12 protein-coding genes are annotated in these 15312 nt (G+C 53.4%); 2 read left to right on the top strand and 10 right to left on the bottom strand.

What is annotated here, in order from left to right; all coding sequences use genetic code 11:
* Nucleotides 1-44: 44 nt before the first annotated feature.
* The 3 genes from bglX to pbpG all read right to left on the bottom strand — a co-directional run bounded on the left by bglX (nucleotide 45) and on the right by pbpG (nucleotide 5964).
* Nucleotides 45-2339 (bottom strand): beta-glucosidase BglX, encoded by a 2295-nt coding sequence (bglX, locus tag ABD035_RS12965; RefSeq protein ID WP_343870662.1) that lies wholly within the window; start codon nucleotides 2337-2339, stop codon nucleotides 45-47.
* A 152-nt stretch (nucleotides 2340-2491) separates the two neighbouring features.
* Complete coding sequence (locus ABD035_RS12960) at nucleotides 2492-4915, bottom strand: DUF3772 domain-containing protein (protein WP_343870661.1); 2424 nt, start codon at nucleotides 4913-4915, stop codon at nucleotides 2492-2494.
* A gap of 140 nt (nucleotides 4916-5055) precedes the next feature.
* Nucleotides 5056-5964: a D-alanyl-D-alanine endopeptidase gene (gene pbpG / locus ABD035_RS12955; RefSeq protein WP_212713901.1), complete on the bottom strand. Its 909-nt coding sequence runs from the start codon at nucleotides 5962-5964 to the stop codon at nucleotides 5056-5058.
* Between the two features lie 265 nt (nucleotides 5965-6229).
* Here pbpG and ABD035_RS12950 point away from each other — a divergent pair, with 265 nt between their 5' ends.
* Nucleotides 6230-6805 carry a DedA family protein gene (locus ABD035_RS12950; protein ID WP_343870694.1) on the top strand — a complete coding sequence of 192 codons (576 nt, stop codon included), beginning with the start codon at nucleotides 6230-6232 and terminating at the stop codon, nucleotides 6803-6805.
* 161 nt (nucleotides 6806-6966) lie between these two features.
* Complete coding sequence (locus ABD035_RS12945; protein WP_212713902.1) at nucleotides 6967-8028, top strand: L,D-transpeptidase family protein; 1062 nt, start codon at nucleotides 6967-6969, stop codon at nucleotides 8026-8028.
* A 291-nt stretch (nucleotides 8029-8319) separates the two neighbouring features.
* Here the strand turns inward: ABD035_RS12945 and ABD035_RS12940 are convergent, their stop codons facing one another.
* The 7 genes from ABD035_RS12940 to moaE form a co-directional block, all read right to left on the bottom strand.
* Entirely contained in the window at nucleotides 8320-9510 is a 1191-nt protein-coding gene (locus ABD035_RS12940; RefSeq protein ID WP_343870660.1) for an MFS transporter, read from the bottom strand.
* Between the two features lie 87 nt (nucleotides 9511-9597).
* Nucleotides 9598-10545, bottom strand: a complete 948-nt coding sequence (dusC, locus tag ABD035_RS12935) for a tRNA dihydrouridine(16) synthase DusC (RefSeq protein ID WP_343870659.1) — start codon at nucleotides 10543-10545, stop codon at nucleotides 9598-9600.
* Between the two features lie 5 nt (nucleotides 10546-10550).
* Nucleotides 10551-11882, bottom strand: a complete 1332-nt coding sequence (rhlE, locus tag ABD035_RS12930) for an ATP-dependent RNA helicase RhlE (RefSeq protein ID WP_343870658.1) — start codon at nucleotides 11880-11882, stop codon at nucleotides 10551-10553.
* 221 nt (nucleotides 11883-12103) lie between these two features.
* Nucleotides 12104-12496: a YbhQ family protein gene (locus ABD035_RS12925; RefSeq protein WP_212713906.1), complete on the bottom strand. Its 393-nt coding sequence runs from the start codon at nucleotides 12494-12496 to the stop codon at nucleotides 12104-12106.
* Between the two features lie 428 nt (nucleotides 12497-12924).
* Entirely contained in the window at nucleotides 12925-13635 is a 711-nt protein-coding gene (locus ABD035_RS12920; protein ID WP_212713907.1) for a Bax inhibitor-1/YccA family protein, read from the bottom strand.
* Between the two features lie 72 nt (nucleotides 13636-13707).
* A complete protein-coding gene (locus ABD035_RS12915; RefSeq protein ID WP_343870693.1) occupies nucleotides 13708-14790 on the bottom strand; it encodes a DUF1615 domain-containing protein in 1083 nt (360 codons plus the stop codon).
* Between the two features lie 62 nt (nucleotides 14791-14852).
* The gene (gene moaE / locus ABD035_RS12910) at nucleotides 14853-15305 is read right to left on the bottom strand and encodes a molybdopterin synthase catalytic subunit MoaE (RefSeq protein ID WP_212713943.1); all 453 of its coding nucleotides are present in this window, start codon (nucleotides 15303-15305) and stop codon (nucleotides 14853-14855) included.
* Nucleotides 15306-15312: the final 7 nt, after the last annotated feature.

Genomic DNA, 15312 nt, shown 5'->3' with positions numbered 1-15312 from the left:
TCTCATCAGGGGACACAGACCGCCGGCGCAAGGCCGGCGATACATTAGCGCAGGGTAAAGACTGTTTTCTGCGTCCTGACCGAATCCAGTCCTATCATCAGATTAAATTTCCCGGGTTCTGCCACATAGTGCATCTGCGGGTCCCAAAACTTAAGCTCGTCCGTGGTAATCCTGAAGCTGACACGCTGTGACTGCCCTGCATCGAGCTGTATTCTGCGGAAATCTTTTAATTCCTCGACCGGACGGCTAAGGCTGGCGACCGGATCATTCAGGTACATCTGAACCACGGTCGCTCCGGACCGTTTACCCGTGTTGGTTACCGTCACGCTGGCCTGCAGACTGCCTCCGGCACTGAAAGCCGGTGCTGAAAGTGTGACCGGAGAGACGGTAAAGGTGGTGTAGCTCAGGCCATAACCAAACGGATAGAGCGGACCATTGATCGCGTCATAATAGTGTGAAGTATATTTATCAGGATGCAGATAGTTATACGGTCGGCCGGTGGGCAGATGGTTATAATATATCGGTAATTGTCCGACAGAGCGCGGGAAGCTTACCGGTAACTTTCCGGAAGGATTCACATCGCCGAACAGCACATCAGCAATGGCATGGCCCCCTTCCGTACCACTAAACCAGGTCTCCAGAATCGCATCGGCCTGATCGGCCTGATGGCTGATATCCAGAGGCCGGCCATTCATCAGCACGATCACCAGTGGTTTCCCTGTGGCTTTTAAGGCATCCAGTAACTGGCGCTGGGCCTGCGGAATACGGATATCACTGCGGCTGGAGGCTTCATGGGCCATCCCCTGAGATTCACCGACCGCAGCCACGACCACATCGGCTTTACGCGCCATATCGACCGCATTCTCTATCAGTTGCTGCGGGGATTGCTTATCTACCGTCACCGCAGGTTCATAGCTGTTCAGAAATTTTTGTACCCGCGGGTTGTCCGTGATATTTGAGCCTTTAGCATAGAGTAACGTCGCTTTCCCCTGCAGAGCCTCTTCCATTCCCTGACGTAAGGTCACCGATTGGCCTGCCACCCCGGCGGCTGACCAGCTCCCCATAATATCCCGCTGACTGTCTGCCAGCGGTCCGATCAGCGCAATCGTGCCCTGCTTTTTCAACGGCAGGATATCCAGCCGGTTTTTCAGCAATACCAGGGTTTCAGCGGCGACATCGCGGGCCGGACGACGATGGAGACGGTTTTCTGCATTGGTATCTGCCGGGTCATCTTTGGCCGGGCCGAGATGCCGGTAAGGGTCACTGAATAGCCCCATATCATATTTCACATTCAGAACATGGCGGGTAGCATCGTCGATCTCCGCCAGGGTGACCGCCCCGCTTTTGACCAGCCCCGGCAGGTACTGGCTGTAATATTGATCGCTCATGCTCATATCAATGCCGGACGTAATAGCAATACGGACCGCATCCTCAGGGTCACTGGCGACGCCGTGCTGAATCAGCTCTTTAATGGCACCATGGTCACTGATGGTGATGCCTTTAAATTTCCACTGCTGACGTAAGATATCTTTTAATAACCAGCCATCGGCCGTGGCGGGAACCCCGTTTATGGAGTTCAGTGCCACCATGACCCCGCCACTGCCGGCATCCAGAGCCGCTTTATAAGGAGGCAGATACTCCTGGAACATACGCTGAGGGCTCATATCGACCGAGTTATATTCCCGTCCGCCCTCGACGGCCCCATAGAGTGCAAAGTGTTTCACCGTGGTCATCAGCGAATAGCGGTCGGCGGGGCTGGTTCCCTGCATGGCGGTCACCATAGCCTGCCCCATCCGCGCAGTCAGCAGGGTATCTTCGCCAAATCCTTCCGACATCCGGCCCCAGCGGGGTTCATGGCTGACATCCACCATCGGTGCCCATGTCATGTTCAGCCCGTCATCCGCCGCCTCGTAGGCTGAAATACGGCCGACGGTTTTTACCGCATTCACATCCCAGCTGGCGGCCAGACCGAGCGGAATAGGAAATATCGTTCGCTGTCCATGCACCACATCATAAGCAAAAAATAACGGGATTTTCAGCCGGCTCAGCTGCATCACCTGATCCTGCATCGCACGGATATCCGGTCGGGTAACCGTGTTAAAAATCGCCCCGACCTGCCCCTGGCGGATCATGTCACGGATGGCAGACTTCGGATTATCCGGGCCTACGCTTATCAGTCTGAGCTGACCAATTTTTTCATTGAGTGTCATTTGTGACAGGAGCCGGGTGACAAACGCATCCCGTGCCTGTTCATCCGGGACACCGGAGCCTGCGGGGCTGGCTGCCAATGCGGCAGGGATCGAAAAACTTATCGCCAGTAACGGGTAAAACCATTTCATAGTCAGGCTCTCAGAGACGGGCAGCTGTCAGGGACCGGCACAGAGTTATACTGAACCGGGATAGGGTCGGTCCTGAAAAGCATAGCATGCAGAGCGTATTACGGGGAGTGAACGGGCCCCTGAACTGCAAGCCCGATCAAAGAGATAGCCGGTTATTCCGTCGGTCCGGGGATTAACGACTCTTTCTTCTGTTCGATAACCATCGTCTGCGGAGAAGATAACGGTACATCGGAGTGGCGTAACCGCACCAGAATTTCGAACAGTAACTCACTTTTCACCGAGGATATCTGCCGTTGCGTAGCCACATTCCCGGTCACACTCAGTGAGATCCCCTGGGCGGAAAGATCTTTAAAACTGACCGACGGTGCCGGAGTTTCAAGGATACGTTCGTTATCCTGATAAACCCCCAGTAAAATGTCTTTCACTTTCACCGGATCGATATCGAGCGGGAATACCAGCGGAATGGTCACTACCCCCTCGGCATTTCCCATCGTAGCGTTACGGACATTCTGTGAGATCAGCTGTGAGTTCGGGACAATTACCGTCGATTTATCCGAGAGCTGGATTTCGGTCGCCCGGACATTGATACGACGGATATCCCCTTCATAACCGCTGATCCCCACCAGGTCGCCGACTTTTACCGGACGTTCGGTGAGCAGAATCAGCCCGGAAATAAAGTTTTTAACGATCTCCTGTAAACCAAAACCGATACCGACCGACAGCGCACTGACAATCCAGGCCAGTTTATTCCACTGCACCCCCATCACCGAAAGCGCCAGCAGGATCACCAGCACATAACCGACATTGGTAAACAAGGTGATGATAGAAACCTGCATCCCCTTGTCCATTTCGGTCTTGGGCAGGAAATCCTGATCCAGCCAGCGACGGACCGCCCGCAGAACATAAATGCCGGCCACTAACGGAATCACGGCTGTGACCACCTGCGAAGGGACGATATTCAGTTTTTCCAGCCCTTTCCCGCCCCAGAATGCAATCGCTTTTTGCAGCATTTCAGTCGGAGAGGTCGAGGAGATGGTGCCATTCAATAACGCGAAGATAAGCAATAACACCAGAAAGGATTTCAGTAATGCCGATAATAATGAGGCTATCTGATATAAATAGCGCTCATCAATATCCAGTGTACTTTGCACGCGCTGACCACATGCATTTCCGGTGGAGAATATTGCCTCGCAACTGTCTGTCGTCAGGCGGGTAAGCAGATAAAAAGAGCTGAGCAGGATCCCAATCCAAACCACCTCATAACTCAGGAAACGCCCGAAAGTCACATAACCGATCAGTAATGCCACCAGGATAGACACTCCGGCCAGGAACAGCGACAGTTCAATAATTCCGGCCAGGGTGGAACGTGTTTCGGCGGGTGTATCATCGTTCTGAATCCGGCGGCGGGTACGATTAATACGTATCACAATCATTACCGCAAACAGACCAATCACCAGCGCGGTCAGCCCGTTACCGAAGATGGTGGTACTGACACTGGTACCGACAGTGTAGTTAAACGATTCCATCGCCTGGAAAATACACACCATCAAAGCGATAAGGGTCGGAAAAGGCTTCAATGCATTCGCCACCCCATTACTGATATTCGCCAGACGCCAGGTCGGTCGCCGTGTGGACAGGAAGGCACGTCCCAGCCCTGCAATCAGGCCGCAGATAATACTCAGCTGCACCAGCCGTGACACATATTCCTGCACATCGTCACCGGCCGTTTCATTACGGGTAAACGCCAGCGCAATAAAGTTAAATGACAGCACGATGGCCAATAGTGTGGTTAAGGCGATGGCGGTTGCCAGAAAACTGCGTCTCAGACGCCCTTCAGGCATCTTATGGATGCTGACCCAGGCGAGAAATTCTTCCGCATAACGGCGTCCCGGATACATCACCAGTATTGCGGCCAGTACCCAGAAAATGGTGCCGATCCGCCCATCCGGACTCCATGAAAGCACGGCGGTATCCAGTAATTCCTGACCGAAGCGCTCTAATTTTTCCTGGTCAAAAGAATTGCTGTCATAGAGGGGTTGCCAGAACGTTGCCGACAGGATACTGCCGGAATTGAGGGCCAGCTGTGTTCTTAGCTGGTCGCGGCGCAGGTTAAGGATCTGCGCAGACAGGTTAAGCGCACCGTTCTTCAGCGCGGTCGCCTGCTTTATCTGGTTATCCAGTGTTTTTTTCTGCTCTCCCAGTATCCGTCGTTTGCTGGTGACATCGGCGGTTTCTTTCACACCGCTGCCCGGTGCGGGAGCCGGCCCCAGCACCGCCAGCTGTGCATCTATTTTCTGGCTTTGGGGCTGCAGGCTCTGGGCCAGCGTATTGGCATTGTCCGAAAGGTCCTGTGCCATATCATTCAGCTGGCTCAGGGTGACATCCGGAGTCGAGCCGGAGACCTGGCCCTTAATTTTATCGAGGATCACCTGCATTTTAGCCAGTTCACGGCCCGCATCGATATGAGGAGCCGGCTCTGCCTGTGCAGAATCTGTCGTATCAGCCAGCGCAATCGCAGAAAACTGACAGGTGAACAGCAGTAACATAACGCTGAGAAGGGTCGGGAAAATACGCATAATGACCTTATACCCCGGAACGATGACGGTGAAGTTGTCAAAAATGATCAGAGAGTCAGTTGTAGTGAATTATTCCGGGACATGCCATCGGAATGGTACGGAAAACACGCCGGGCAGGGTACCCGGCATGTCCGGACATGCTATAACGCTTTCTCTTTCTTATACGCCAGCGCAGACGCCGGTACCGGCGCTGATTTTCCGGTTTCCAGAAAGCTACGGATGCGGTTCGCGTCAGCAAAATGGGTATATTTTCCGAAAGCATCGAGCACCACTAATGCCACCGGCCGGCCATTAATTTCTGTGCGCATGGCCAGGCAATGCCCCGCTTCATCCGTGTAACCGGTTTTTGTTAACCGGATGTCCCATGTTTTATTATAAACCAGATGATTCGTATTACGGAAAGGCAGTGCGTACGACGGATGACTGAAGATTGCGGTATCTTCCGGGGTCCGGCTCAGTTCACCGATCAGCGGATACTTTTCGGTAGCTTTCAGTAATTTCACCAAATCTGCCGCCGTAGACACATTGTGTATCGACAGCCCGGTCGGTTCCACATAGTGAGTCTGCGTCATCCCCAGAGTGCGCGCCTTAGCGTTCATCGCCCGGATAAAGGCCTGATATCCTCCGGGATAGTGTGCCGCCAGGCTGGCCGCTGCACGGTTTTCTGACGACATCAGCGCCAGCAATATCATATTGCGGCGACTGATTTCACTGTTCAGTTTCACCCGCGAAAACACACCGCGCATTTCCGGTGTCTGGCTGATATCCACATTAATGATCTGGTCCAACGGCTGTTTCGCATCCAGCACCACCATAACGGTCATCAGTTTGGTTAAGGAGGCGATAGGCCGGACGCGGTCCGGATGGCTGGAAAAGAGGACTTTATTGGTTTTAAGATCGAGCACCATCGCACTGCCGGACGCTATCCGGGGCTGCAGCGCGGCATTGACATCGGGAGTGCTGCGCTCAGCACTCGCAGGCAATACGGTCAGGGTCGCCGGTGAAATTAATGCAAAAATAAGTAAAGAATGGCGTAAATTTAAAGACATGTTATTAATGATACCGTGATGTTTTTTATGACTGTGCAGACACAGGCCGCCGCCCGGTATTATCGAGTGGTTAGCTGGCGGCAGCATCATACGCTGATCATCACAAAAAAACTTAAAGTAACGGAAATTTGACGACCACGGAATTTGTAAGTAAGTCTGACAAAATTAGCCGGTTTACTGCCACGTGATCCCGGGAACATCATCGCACCGGAACGAAATGCCGTGTAAACTTACCTTACCGTTGAACAATACAGGGACCTCAGCGTTGCATATTGATATTAACTCTTTGATTTCACACTATGGTTATCTTGCGCTACTGATAGGTTGTGTCGCGGAAGGTGAAACTTTTGTTCTGCTTGGGGGCGTCGCAGCCCATAAGGGATTATTACATTTTGCCGGCGTTGTCGCGGCGGCGATGGCTGGCGGCATTATTGGTGACCAGTTACTCTACTGGCTGGGAAAGCGTTATGGCACCCGAATTATTTCCAGGTTCACAAACCATCAGGATAAAGTGGAAAAAGCCACACAGCTTATTCATCGTCATCCCAGCCTGTTTGTGATTGGTGTCCGTTTTATGTATGGCTTCCGGATCATCGGCCCCATTATTATCGGTTCCAGCCAACTGTCTCCACGCCGTTTTCTGATTTTTAATGTGATCGGCGCCTTTGTCTGGGCGATGTTGTTCGTCAGTCTGGGATACTTTGCCGGAAAGCTAATCGCTCCATGGCTCGATAAACTGGATAACTATCTGAAACCTTTGTTCTGGCTTGCAGGATTGGCCGTGGTGTTGTACATAGTCTGGAAAGGGATACGCTTTTTAAAACAGCGGAAACAGCAGTAACCGGGTGTTTGACGGAAGACGCTCTGCAGTAAAATGCTCCGCTATAAAATGCAGGTTCCGGAGATTCGTTTAAGCGCATATACTGTGCAGCCAGCGATTATTAACGGCCCCGTACATTACTATTAACACGCCCGCTTCAGGCACTAATATACTGAATAAATATGAAAAATAGCATTCGCGCGTTCGCATCACTCGCACTGGCTTTAGTGGCTTACAGCCACTCTGCATTTGCCGTGCTTTATCCGTTGCCCCCGGCAAACAGTAGTCTTATCGGTGAGAACCTTGAACTCACTCTGCCGCAGGACAATAAACTGCCACTGGAAGCTTTCGCCTCTCAATACCAGATGGGATTGAGTAATATGCTGGAGGCCAATCCGAAGGTGGATGTTTACCTGCCGCGCGGTGGCAGTAAACTTATCATCCCTCAGCAATTGATCCTGCCGGATGCACCGCGCGAAGGTATTGTGATCAATAGCGCCGAGATGCGTCTCTACTACTACCCGAAAGGCACGCACAGTGTCGTGGTTCTGCCTATCGGTATCGGCGAACTGGGTAAAGATACCCCGCTGAACTGGGTGACCAGTGTGCAGCATAAGCGTCCTTTCCCGACCTGGACACCGACAAAAGCAATGCATGCAGAATATGAAGCTAATGGCCAGAACCTGCCGGACGTCTTCCCTGCCGGACCGGATAACCCGATGGGTCTGTATGCGCTCTATATTGGTCGCCTGTACGCTATTCACGGCACCAATGCTAACTTCGGTATCGGTTTACGCGTAAGCCACGGTTGTGTGCGTCTGCGTGCTGACGATATCAAATGGTTGTTTGAAAATGTGCCGGTAGGCACCCGTGTGCAATTTATCGATCAGCCCGTCAAAGTCGCGGTAGAGCCTGACGGGTCGCGTTATATTGAAGTGCATAACCCGCTGTCTACCACCGAAGCGCAGTTTACCTCCAACGCGGAAGTACCGTTAACCCTTACACCGGCCATCAGCAAAATGCTGACCGACCCGGGGATTAACCAGAATGTGTTGAATGCTGCACTGAAAGCGCGTTCCGGAATGCCGGTAAAAATTAATGGCGTCGGCAATGCGGTAAACACGACACCTCAACCGGTGGCAGAGACTTCTGAAGCACAGCCTAAAGAAGAACCGCTGACACCGAATACTCCACAGGGTGCCAATGTGATCACGGAGCAGCCTCAGGCAGCAACGGCCGGATAAATCTTCCACGCCCTGCCCTAAGTTCTGATAAAAAAGCCCCGCTCTGGCGGGGCTTTTTATTGTATCCAGAAAACCCCCAGCCAGGCTGGGGGTTCCGTAAAGCTTTCAGCTTTGGGCCGTATATAAAAACCCCTTTTGATTTGTTAAAACACCTTGCGGTCTGGCAACTGCAAAGGTTCAACAGGAAATCAAAAGGGGGTCCCAATGAGAGACGAAAAGAGCTTGATGCGGAGTTCCGGGGCAGACAGCAACCTGTCTCTGACGCAGCCTGTCCGGCCTGCTTAAAATGCCTCAGACCGGCTTGATGATATCCCGCCGGAGTAAGCGGATCATCAGCACTCCCCCTCCGGCAACCACCAGCATTGCCGCCAGATAGACGGATCGGATCCCGGCGAAATTCATCAGCAGACCCGCCACTGGTCCGGTGATCCCCAGACCGAAATCCAGGAAAGCAGAGTAAGTTCCAAGGGCGGCCCCCTGGCTTTGAGGTTCAACCTGTTTCACCGCCTCCACGCCCAGCGCTGGAAATATCAGCGAGAAACCACAGCCGGTAAGAAAAGCGCCGATATCGGCGGTCAGTACCGAATCCGCATGCCAGAGCAGAAACAGCCCGACCCCTTCCGCCAGAAAGGAGATCAGTGAAACCTTCAGTCCCCCGAAACGGTTGATAGCATTGCCCGATACCAACCTGATAACGGTGAATCCCAGGCTGTACAGGGTCAGCGTCACCGCGGCTCCGCCCCATCCCCGGCTACCGAAATAGAGCGTGATAAAGGTCGCAATCACCCCGAATCCAATGGTGCCGGCACTGAGTCCCAGCCCGAAAATCCACACCCGCCGGAAGACCTGGCTAAAGGGAACACGTTTAGCGACGGTCACGATAATGGCCGGCTTTTTACTGGCTAAGACAAAACCCAACACGGCCATCAGTGCCACCAGTCCGGCAAAGCCACTGATCCCCATCCATTGATCGAGTAATACCCCCAGCGGTGCGCCAATCGCCATGGCCAGATAGGTCGCCACCCCGTTCCAGGAGATCACCCGCGCCGTATGTACCGGACCGACGAGATTCATCCCCCACAGGGTTGCTCCCGTGCTACTGAAACTTTCGCCGAACCCCAGACAAATACGCCCCGCCGCCAGCAGCAGTAAGCTCAGCATCGGACGGCCGGCAAGAATAGCCGCGATAATCGTCATCACGCCGCTCATTCCGCACAGCACCAGGCCCAGCATCACGACTTTTTTCGGCCCGATACTGTCGGCAAGGCGACCACTTTGCGGCCGGCTGATAAGGGTAGAGAAATACTGCAAACTGATAATGATACCGGCAATAAAGGAACTGTAGCCGAGGTTATGATGGACGAACCCGGGCAGTACCGCCAGGGGTAAGCCGACAGACAGATAGCAGAAGAAAGTGAAAATAACGACAGAAAGAATACGTAGGTTTAACTGAGTCCGGCCCAGCACTGCAGATTCAGCCATGATAAGTAAAACATCCGGAGATTGAGGGTGAATCCTTTAATCATAGCGTCTGATGGCGTAATACGACAACCGTAAAACGCATTGTCTTCAGCACAGACTATCGGCTGCCCGCGCGATTGCCGAGGCGATAAGCCCGGATGTCGCCAGAGGGCGGACATCACTGAAAAGTTCGCTGGCTTGCGGATACGCTTTACGGAGATAACCCAGCCACTGCTTGATGCGTGCGAGATGATATAACCCGGTATCCCCTTGCTTTTCCAGCTGACAATACTTATTCAGCAGCTGAACTACCTGCGGCCAGGCCATCGGCGGCTCATTATATTTGATGACACGGCTAAGATTCGGCACATTCAGCGCCCAGCGGCCCACCATGACATCATGACATCCGGTCACCCGGAGACATTGCATGGCGCTCTGATGATCGCGGATTTCACCATTGGCGATTACGGGAATAGATAAACGCTGACGGATTTCACCGATCGCCGGCCAGTTAATGGCCTCCGCCTTATAACCGTCTTCTTTCGTCCTGCCGTGAACCACCAATTCTGTCGCACCGGCGCTGGCAACGGCATCGGCAATTTCGAAGCATCGCGCACTCGAATCCCAGCCCAGCCTGACTTTTACCGTGACGGGTAATTCCGCGGGTACCGCCTCGCGCATGGCTTTAGCGGCCTGATAAATCACATCGGGATCTTTGAGTAAGGTAGCACCGCCACCACTGCCGTTGACCATTTTGGAAGGACAACCGCAATTGAGATCCACCCCGTAGGATCCTAATTCAACCGCACGGGCCGCATTTTCGGCCAGCCAGCCGGCATGCTGCCCCAGCAACTGGATCCTGACCAGGGTGCCGGACGAGGTCCGGCTGTGATGATGTAACTCCGGACACAGCCGGTAAAACGATTTTGCGGGTAATAACTGATCCACCACCCGGAGAAACTCCGTAATGCACAGATCATAATCATTCACTTCTGAAAGAAGTTCCCTGACTAAAGAATCAAGCACGCCCTCCATCGGCGCCAGTAATACCCGCATCGTTATCAGGTCCGTTCGGTCTTTTTCGGCCCCTGCGAACGACGTGGCGGCCGCGGGCTGCCAGTATTCGTCCGGGGTTTACCGTTATCACCGCCAGGTTTGCGGGAAGACTGACCCCGTGGCCCCTGTCCGCCGCCACCCGGACGACGATCACGTCCTCCCTGACGGCCATTCTGGATGGGCTCGGCTTTGATAGACGGATCCGGCTCAAAACCAGGCAGCGCCAGACGCGGGATTTCACGCTTCAGTAAACGCTCGATATCACGCAGCAGTTTATGTTCATCAACACACACCAGTGACAAGGCAGCACCGGTCGATGCCGCACGGCCGGTACGCCCGATACGGTGAACATAGTCTTCCGCCACATTCGGTAGTTCGTAGTTCACTACATGAGGCAGTTCTTCGATATCAATTCCCCTGGCCGCGATATCGGTCGCAACCAGTACACGCACTGCGCCGGTTTTAAAATCAGCCAGTGCCCGGGTACGGGCACCCTGGCTTTTATTACCGTGAATAGCTGCCGCCGTAATACCGTCTTTATTCAGCTGTTCGGCCAGATGGTTAGCCCCGTGCTTGGTACGGGTAAATACCAGCACCTGCTGCCAGTTATCACGACCAATCAGATACGAAAGCAGTTCCCGCTTACGTTTTTTATCCACAAAGTGAACCTGCTGACTGACCTGTTCAGACGCGGTATTACGACGCACCACTTCAATCAGGGACGGGCGATCCAGCAGTTTTTCGGCCAGCGATTTGATCTCATCTGAGAAGGTGGCTGAGAACAACAGGTTCTGTCGGCGTGGCGGTAATTTAGCCAGTACCCGACGGATATCATGGATAAAGCCCATATCCAGCATCCGGTCAGCTTCATCCAGTACCAGAATTTCAACGGTAGAAATATCGACCGCATTCTGATGCATAAGATCCAGCAGACGGCCCGGGGTCGCGACCAGGATATCGACACCGCCACGCAGTTTCATCATCTGTGGGTTAATGCTGACCCCGCCGAAGACGACCAGTGAGCGCATGTTCAGATAACGGCTGTACTCACGCACATTTTCCCCGACCTGAGCCGCCAGTTCACGGGTCGGTGTCAGGATCAGGGCGCGTACGGGACGACGTCCTTTAGCCACCAGCGGGGTGGTGGATAACCGTTGCAGCATTGGCAGGGTAAAGCCGGCGGTTTTACCGGTACCCGTCTGAGCGCTTGCCAGTAAATCCCCCCCTGCCAGCACAACAGGGATCGCCTGACGCTGAATAGGTGTAGGTTCACTGTAGCCTTGTTCGCTGACAGCACGCAGGATGTCGGCGCTAAGGCCGAGAGATTCAAAAGACATGGGAAATAGTTACTCCGGAACGCCCTGACCGTAAATTTACGGCGCAGTTTTCAGGGGGTAGTGTTATGTGACTCAGAGATGAGTCAGTGGCAAAAACTACGATGCATAATACGGGCAGTCTACCAGAGTTAGGGGCACTGCGCGAGTGCCATTACCTATCAATAGCACCGGTCTGTAAAAACCCGTCCCGGCTACAGTAAACTGTCCGTCGGTAAGAAAGATTAGCTGCGTTTATTTTCGGTGTGACGCACCGGCTCTTTAGCCAGTAAGGAGATCAGGGCCGGACCGACCAGCATGACAACTCCCAGCGCACCCACCAGTAAAGGGTTGTGGACCACACGGGACAGTAACAACAGAGTTAACATTGCCGCACCGAAATAATACGTGGTGCTGGCTTCTTCAAGATAATCGCCAATCAGTCGCAGACGTGCGATACGCTGCGTCACCATCATCGCGACCAGAACGATGACGTAAGCCGCCACCAGACCCGCGCTGACTTCAGCTAATAACCGGTGTTTCCATCCCCAAATCAGGAATACAACAACACTCAGATGCATTGCAATATGGAAGCAGGTTTGCCCAGTGATAATCTGAACACGGTTAGACCATTTCATTTTTCTCTCCTGGCAGACTGTTAAGCCGCCCATGCACACCGGCATCGCCGGTCAGGATTATTCAGACTAATCCAGTTTTAAAAAAAGAGCCTGTTTTTTAATTTTTACGGGTGTTTTTTGTGATTCAGACACCAGTTTTTGCTTATCCGGCATTTACTCAGGTGTGGCATTATGCCACAAAAATCACTTTTTTTGAATTTTTTGCAATTATGCAAAATTTCGGCAGTGAGTTATGCCCCCCGAACCCCCTGAATTCAGTGTGTTGCAGCAGAATATTTTTTATCGCTGTACGCAGCCGCTGATCCCCCGGAATACACAGAATGCTATCGGACCGGAATAACGCCAGGGGGGGTGTTTTGCGGCCTGTCGCCGTGGAAAACGGGCAATAAAAAAGGGGCCCTAAGGCCCCGGCACAAAATGAACATCAATTAGCGGCGATTACCAAAGATACGCAGCAACATCATAAACAGGTTAATGAAGTCCAGATACAGCGTCAGTGCGCCGACGATACTGTAACGACGAAGATTTTCTTTATCGTTAATATCGATATTCTCACCCATATATTTCAGTTTCTGGGTGTCATAGGCGGTCAGCCCCACAAAGACCACCACACCGATATAGGTAATTGCCCACATTAACGCCGGGCTCTTCAGCCAGTAGTTCACCAGAGAAGCCACCAGGATGCCGATCAGCGCCATAAACAACAGACTGCCCATCTTGCTGAGATCACGTTTAGTCGTATAGCCATACAGAGTCATGGCACCAAACATGCCGGCAGTGACAAAGAAAGTGCTGGCAATCGATGAATAGGTATACACCAGAAAAATACTGGCCATGGTCAGTCCGGTCAGCGCCGAATAGAGCATAAACAGGCCGGTCGCCAGTGCCCCGCTCATCTTATGCACCATGCCGGAGAGGACAAAAACCACCGCCAGCTGAAGAATGATCAGGCCAAAAAAGGTGATCTGACTGGAGAATACAAACTCCATGACGCGGGGAGTTCTGACAGCAAACCAGCTGACAAACGCCGTCAGTAACAGCCCGCAGGTCATCCAGCCATAGACCTGAGCCATATAAGTTTGCAGGCCGGAACCGGCCCGTTGTAACGCTGAATTATCCTGACGTTGATATCGCTCCATGCTCCACCTCATTACTAAATTAAACCGGTGCTTAAGTTTGGCACAAATCACGGTGACTGCGCCAGTGAAGGGTTATTCCCGCGCCAGACACTGTCTGTAACGGGTATTTACCCGCTCAGCATACCAGGCTGTCGTCAGCTGACGGGTAATTTTCGGGCTTTCCAGTTCGATGCCGGGCAATATGGCCCGCGGCAGTGCACGGCCATTCTGTTTATCCGCCAGCCGGAAGACCTGTTTCCAGACGTCACTTTGGGAAAACTCAGGGTCCTCCCCCAGAGTCAGCTGATGACGGAGGGAGGAAGCACTGATCCCCAGACGGCCCTGCAGACTCAGTACCGCTTTTTCCGTGCTGCCGACCCCGTCACCGTCATAACGTATAAGGTCACCATCCAATGCCAGCCGGCGGCCGGTTAACTGCATTACGGCGGCCTGGAACGCTGCATTCCGGCTGGCATACCAGCCGGCATTATAATCGGCAAAACGATAAATCATCGACGGATAGTCAGCCGGATAGCCCAGCAGATGCAGTGTACCAAACCAGACGCTGCCCCGGCGACTGAAGACTTCACGACGCAGTGTGTTATCCACCGGCCACGGATAACCGGCAGCATGCTGTTCGGCGAAAGCAATACTCACCTGCATCGGACCGGCCGTATGCACCGGATTCAGATTGCCGAATAACCGTTGCCCCATCGGCACCGTGCCGATAAGGTCATCAAAAATGGCACTCAGCTGCTGCTCGTTACGGACCGAATGCAGACGTTGTGCATAGCTTTTCCCATCCGGCGACGGGATTTTCAGGGCCGTATCCACCACAAATTGCGGGATATAGAGTGCAGCAGCGCGGCGATAAATCTCTTTCATCGCGATAGCGGGCAGACCACTCACCGGTGTGTCCGCATTGAACCCGGACTCCTGTCCGGCAACGGCAATCACCGCACAAAGATTTTGTGCTGACGGAGAAAGTTTCTGATGACTGAAGGCCTGGTAGATATCTTCCGACCAGCCGGCTTTATCTCTGACCGCCGGCGGAAGTAAGTGCTGCAGCCGGGCCTTCACCACTGCGGGTTTTTCGGCCGGCACGGAGGGCTGATGCTGGCTACAACCTGCCAGGGTGAGGAGTGCGACGCATAACAGCACAGGGTAACGTCGCAGACCGGCACACTCCGGGAATGACGGCCACAGAGAGCGGATTGGCGGAACCACAGATAACACACTCACCGGGACTCATCCCAGCGCCTGGCCGCCTGCGCATCGCTTTCCCGTGAACTCACCCAGCGATCCCCCTGCGCAGTCGCTTCCCGTTTCCAGAAAGGGGCCTGCGTTTTCAGAATATCCATAATATAACTGGCTGCGGCAAAAGCACTGCTGCGATGCGCTGAACTGACGCCGACCAGCACAATCTCATCGCCAGGCGCCAGGCACCCTACCCGATGAATAATGGCGACCTGCTGTAGCGGCCAGCGTTCCCGTGCGCGGGTGGCAATCTCGTGCAGTACTTTATCTGTCATTGCCGGATAATGCTCAAGTGTCAGGGTCGCGACACTGTCACCGGCATTATGGTTACGCACTTTTCCGGTGAAAGTCACGATAGCCCCGTCCTCATCACTGGCGGACAGCCACTGGTAAACGTCGGCGACGGAGAACGGTGCTTCCCCGACCCTGATCATGGTATGA

Origin of the sequence: Tatumella terrea, from assembly GCF_039523755.1 — a bacterium.
Taxonomy (GTDB): domain Bacteria; phylum Pseudomonadota; class Gammaproteobacteria; order Enterobacterales; family Enterobacteriaceae; genus Tatumella; species Tatumella terrea.
Note: the sequence above shows the minus strand (reverse complement) of the source record. Positions and strands in the feature narration are given on the sequence as shown.

What these genes read in the sequence shown, in the direction of transcription:
- bglX (WP_343870662.1), bottom strand. Translation starts at nt 2,339, where the DNA reads ATGAAATGGTTTTACCCGTTACTGGCGATAAGTTTTTCGATCCCTGCC.
- ABD035_RS12960 (WP_343870661.1), bottom strand. Translation starts at nt 4,915, where the DNA reads ATGCGTATTTTCCCGACCCTTCTCAGCGTTATGTTACTGCTGTTCACC.
- pbpG (WP_212713901.1), bottom strand. Translation starts at nt 5,964, where the DNA reads ATGTCTTTAAATTTACGCCATTCTTTACTTATTTTTGCATTAATTTCA.
- ABD035_RS12945 (WP_212713902.1), top strand. Translation starts at nt 6,967, where the DNA reads ATGAAAAATAGCATTCGCGCGTTCGCATCACTCGCACTGGCTTTAGTG.
- ABD035_RS12940 (WP_343870660.1), bottom strand. Translation starts at nt 9,510, where the DNA reads ATGGCTGAATCTGCAGTGCTGGGCCGGACTCAGTTAAACCTACGTATT.
- dusC (WP_343870659.1), bottom strand. Translation starts at nt 10,545, where the DNA reads ATGCGGGTATTACTGGCGCCGATGGAGGGCGTGCTTGATTCTTTAGTC.
- rhlE (WP_343870658.1), bottom strand. Translation starts at nt 11,882, where the DNA reads ATGTCTTTTGAATCTCTCGGCCTTAGCGCCGACATCCTGCGTGCTGTC.
- ABD035_RS12925 (WP_212713906.1), bottom strand. Translation starts at nt 12,496, where the DNA reads ATGAAATGGTCTAACCGTGTTCAGATTATCACTGGGCAAACCTGCTTC.
- ABD035_RS12920 (WP_212713907.1), bottom strand. Translation starts at nt 13,635, where the DNA reads ATGGAGCGATATCAACGTCAGGATAATTCAGCGTTACAACGGGCCGGT.
- moaE (WP_212713943.1), bottom strand. Translation starts at nt 15,305, where the DNA reads ATGATCAGGGTCGGGGAAGCACCGTTCTCCGTCGCCGACGTTTACCAG.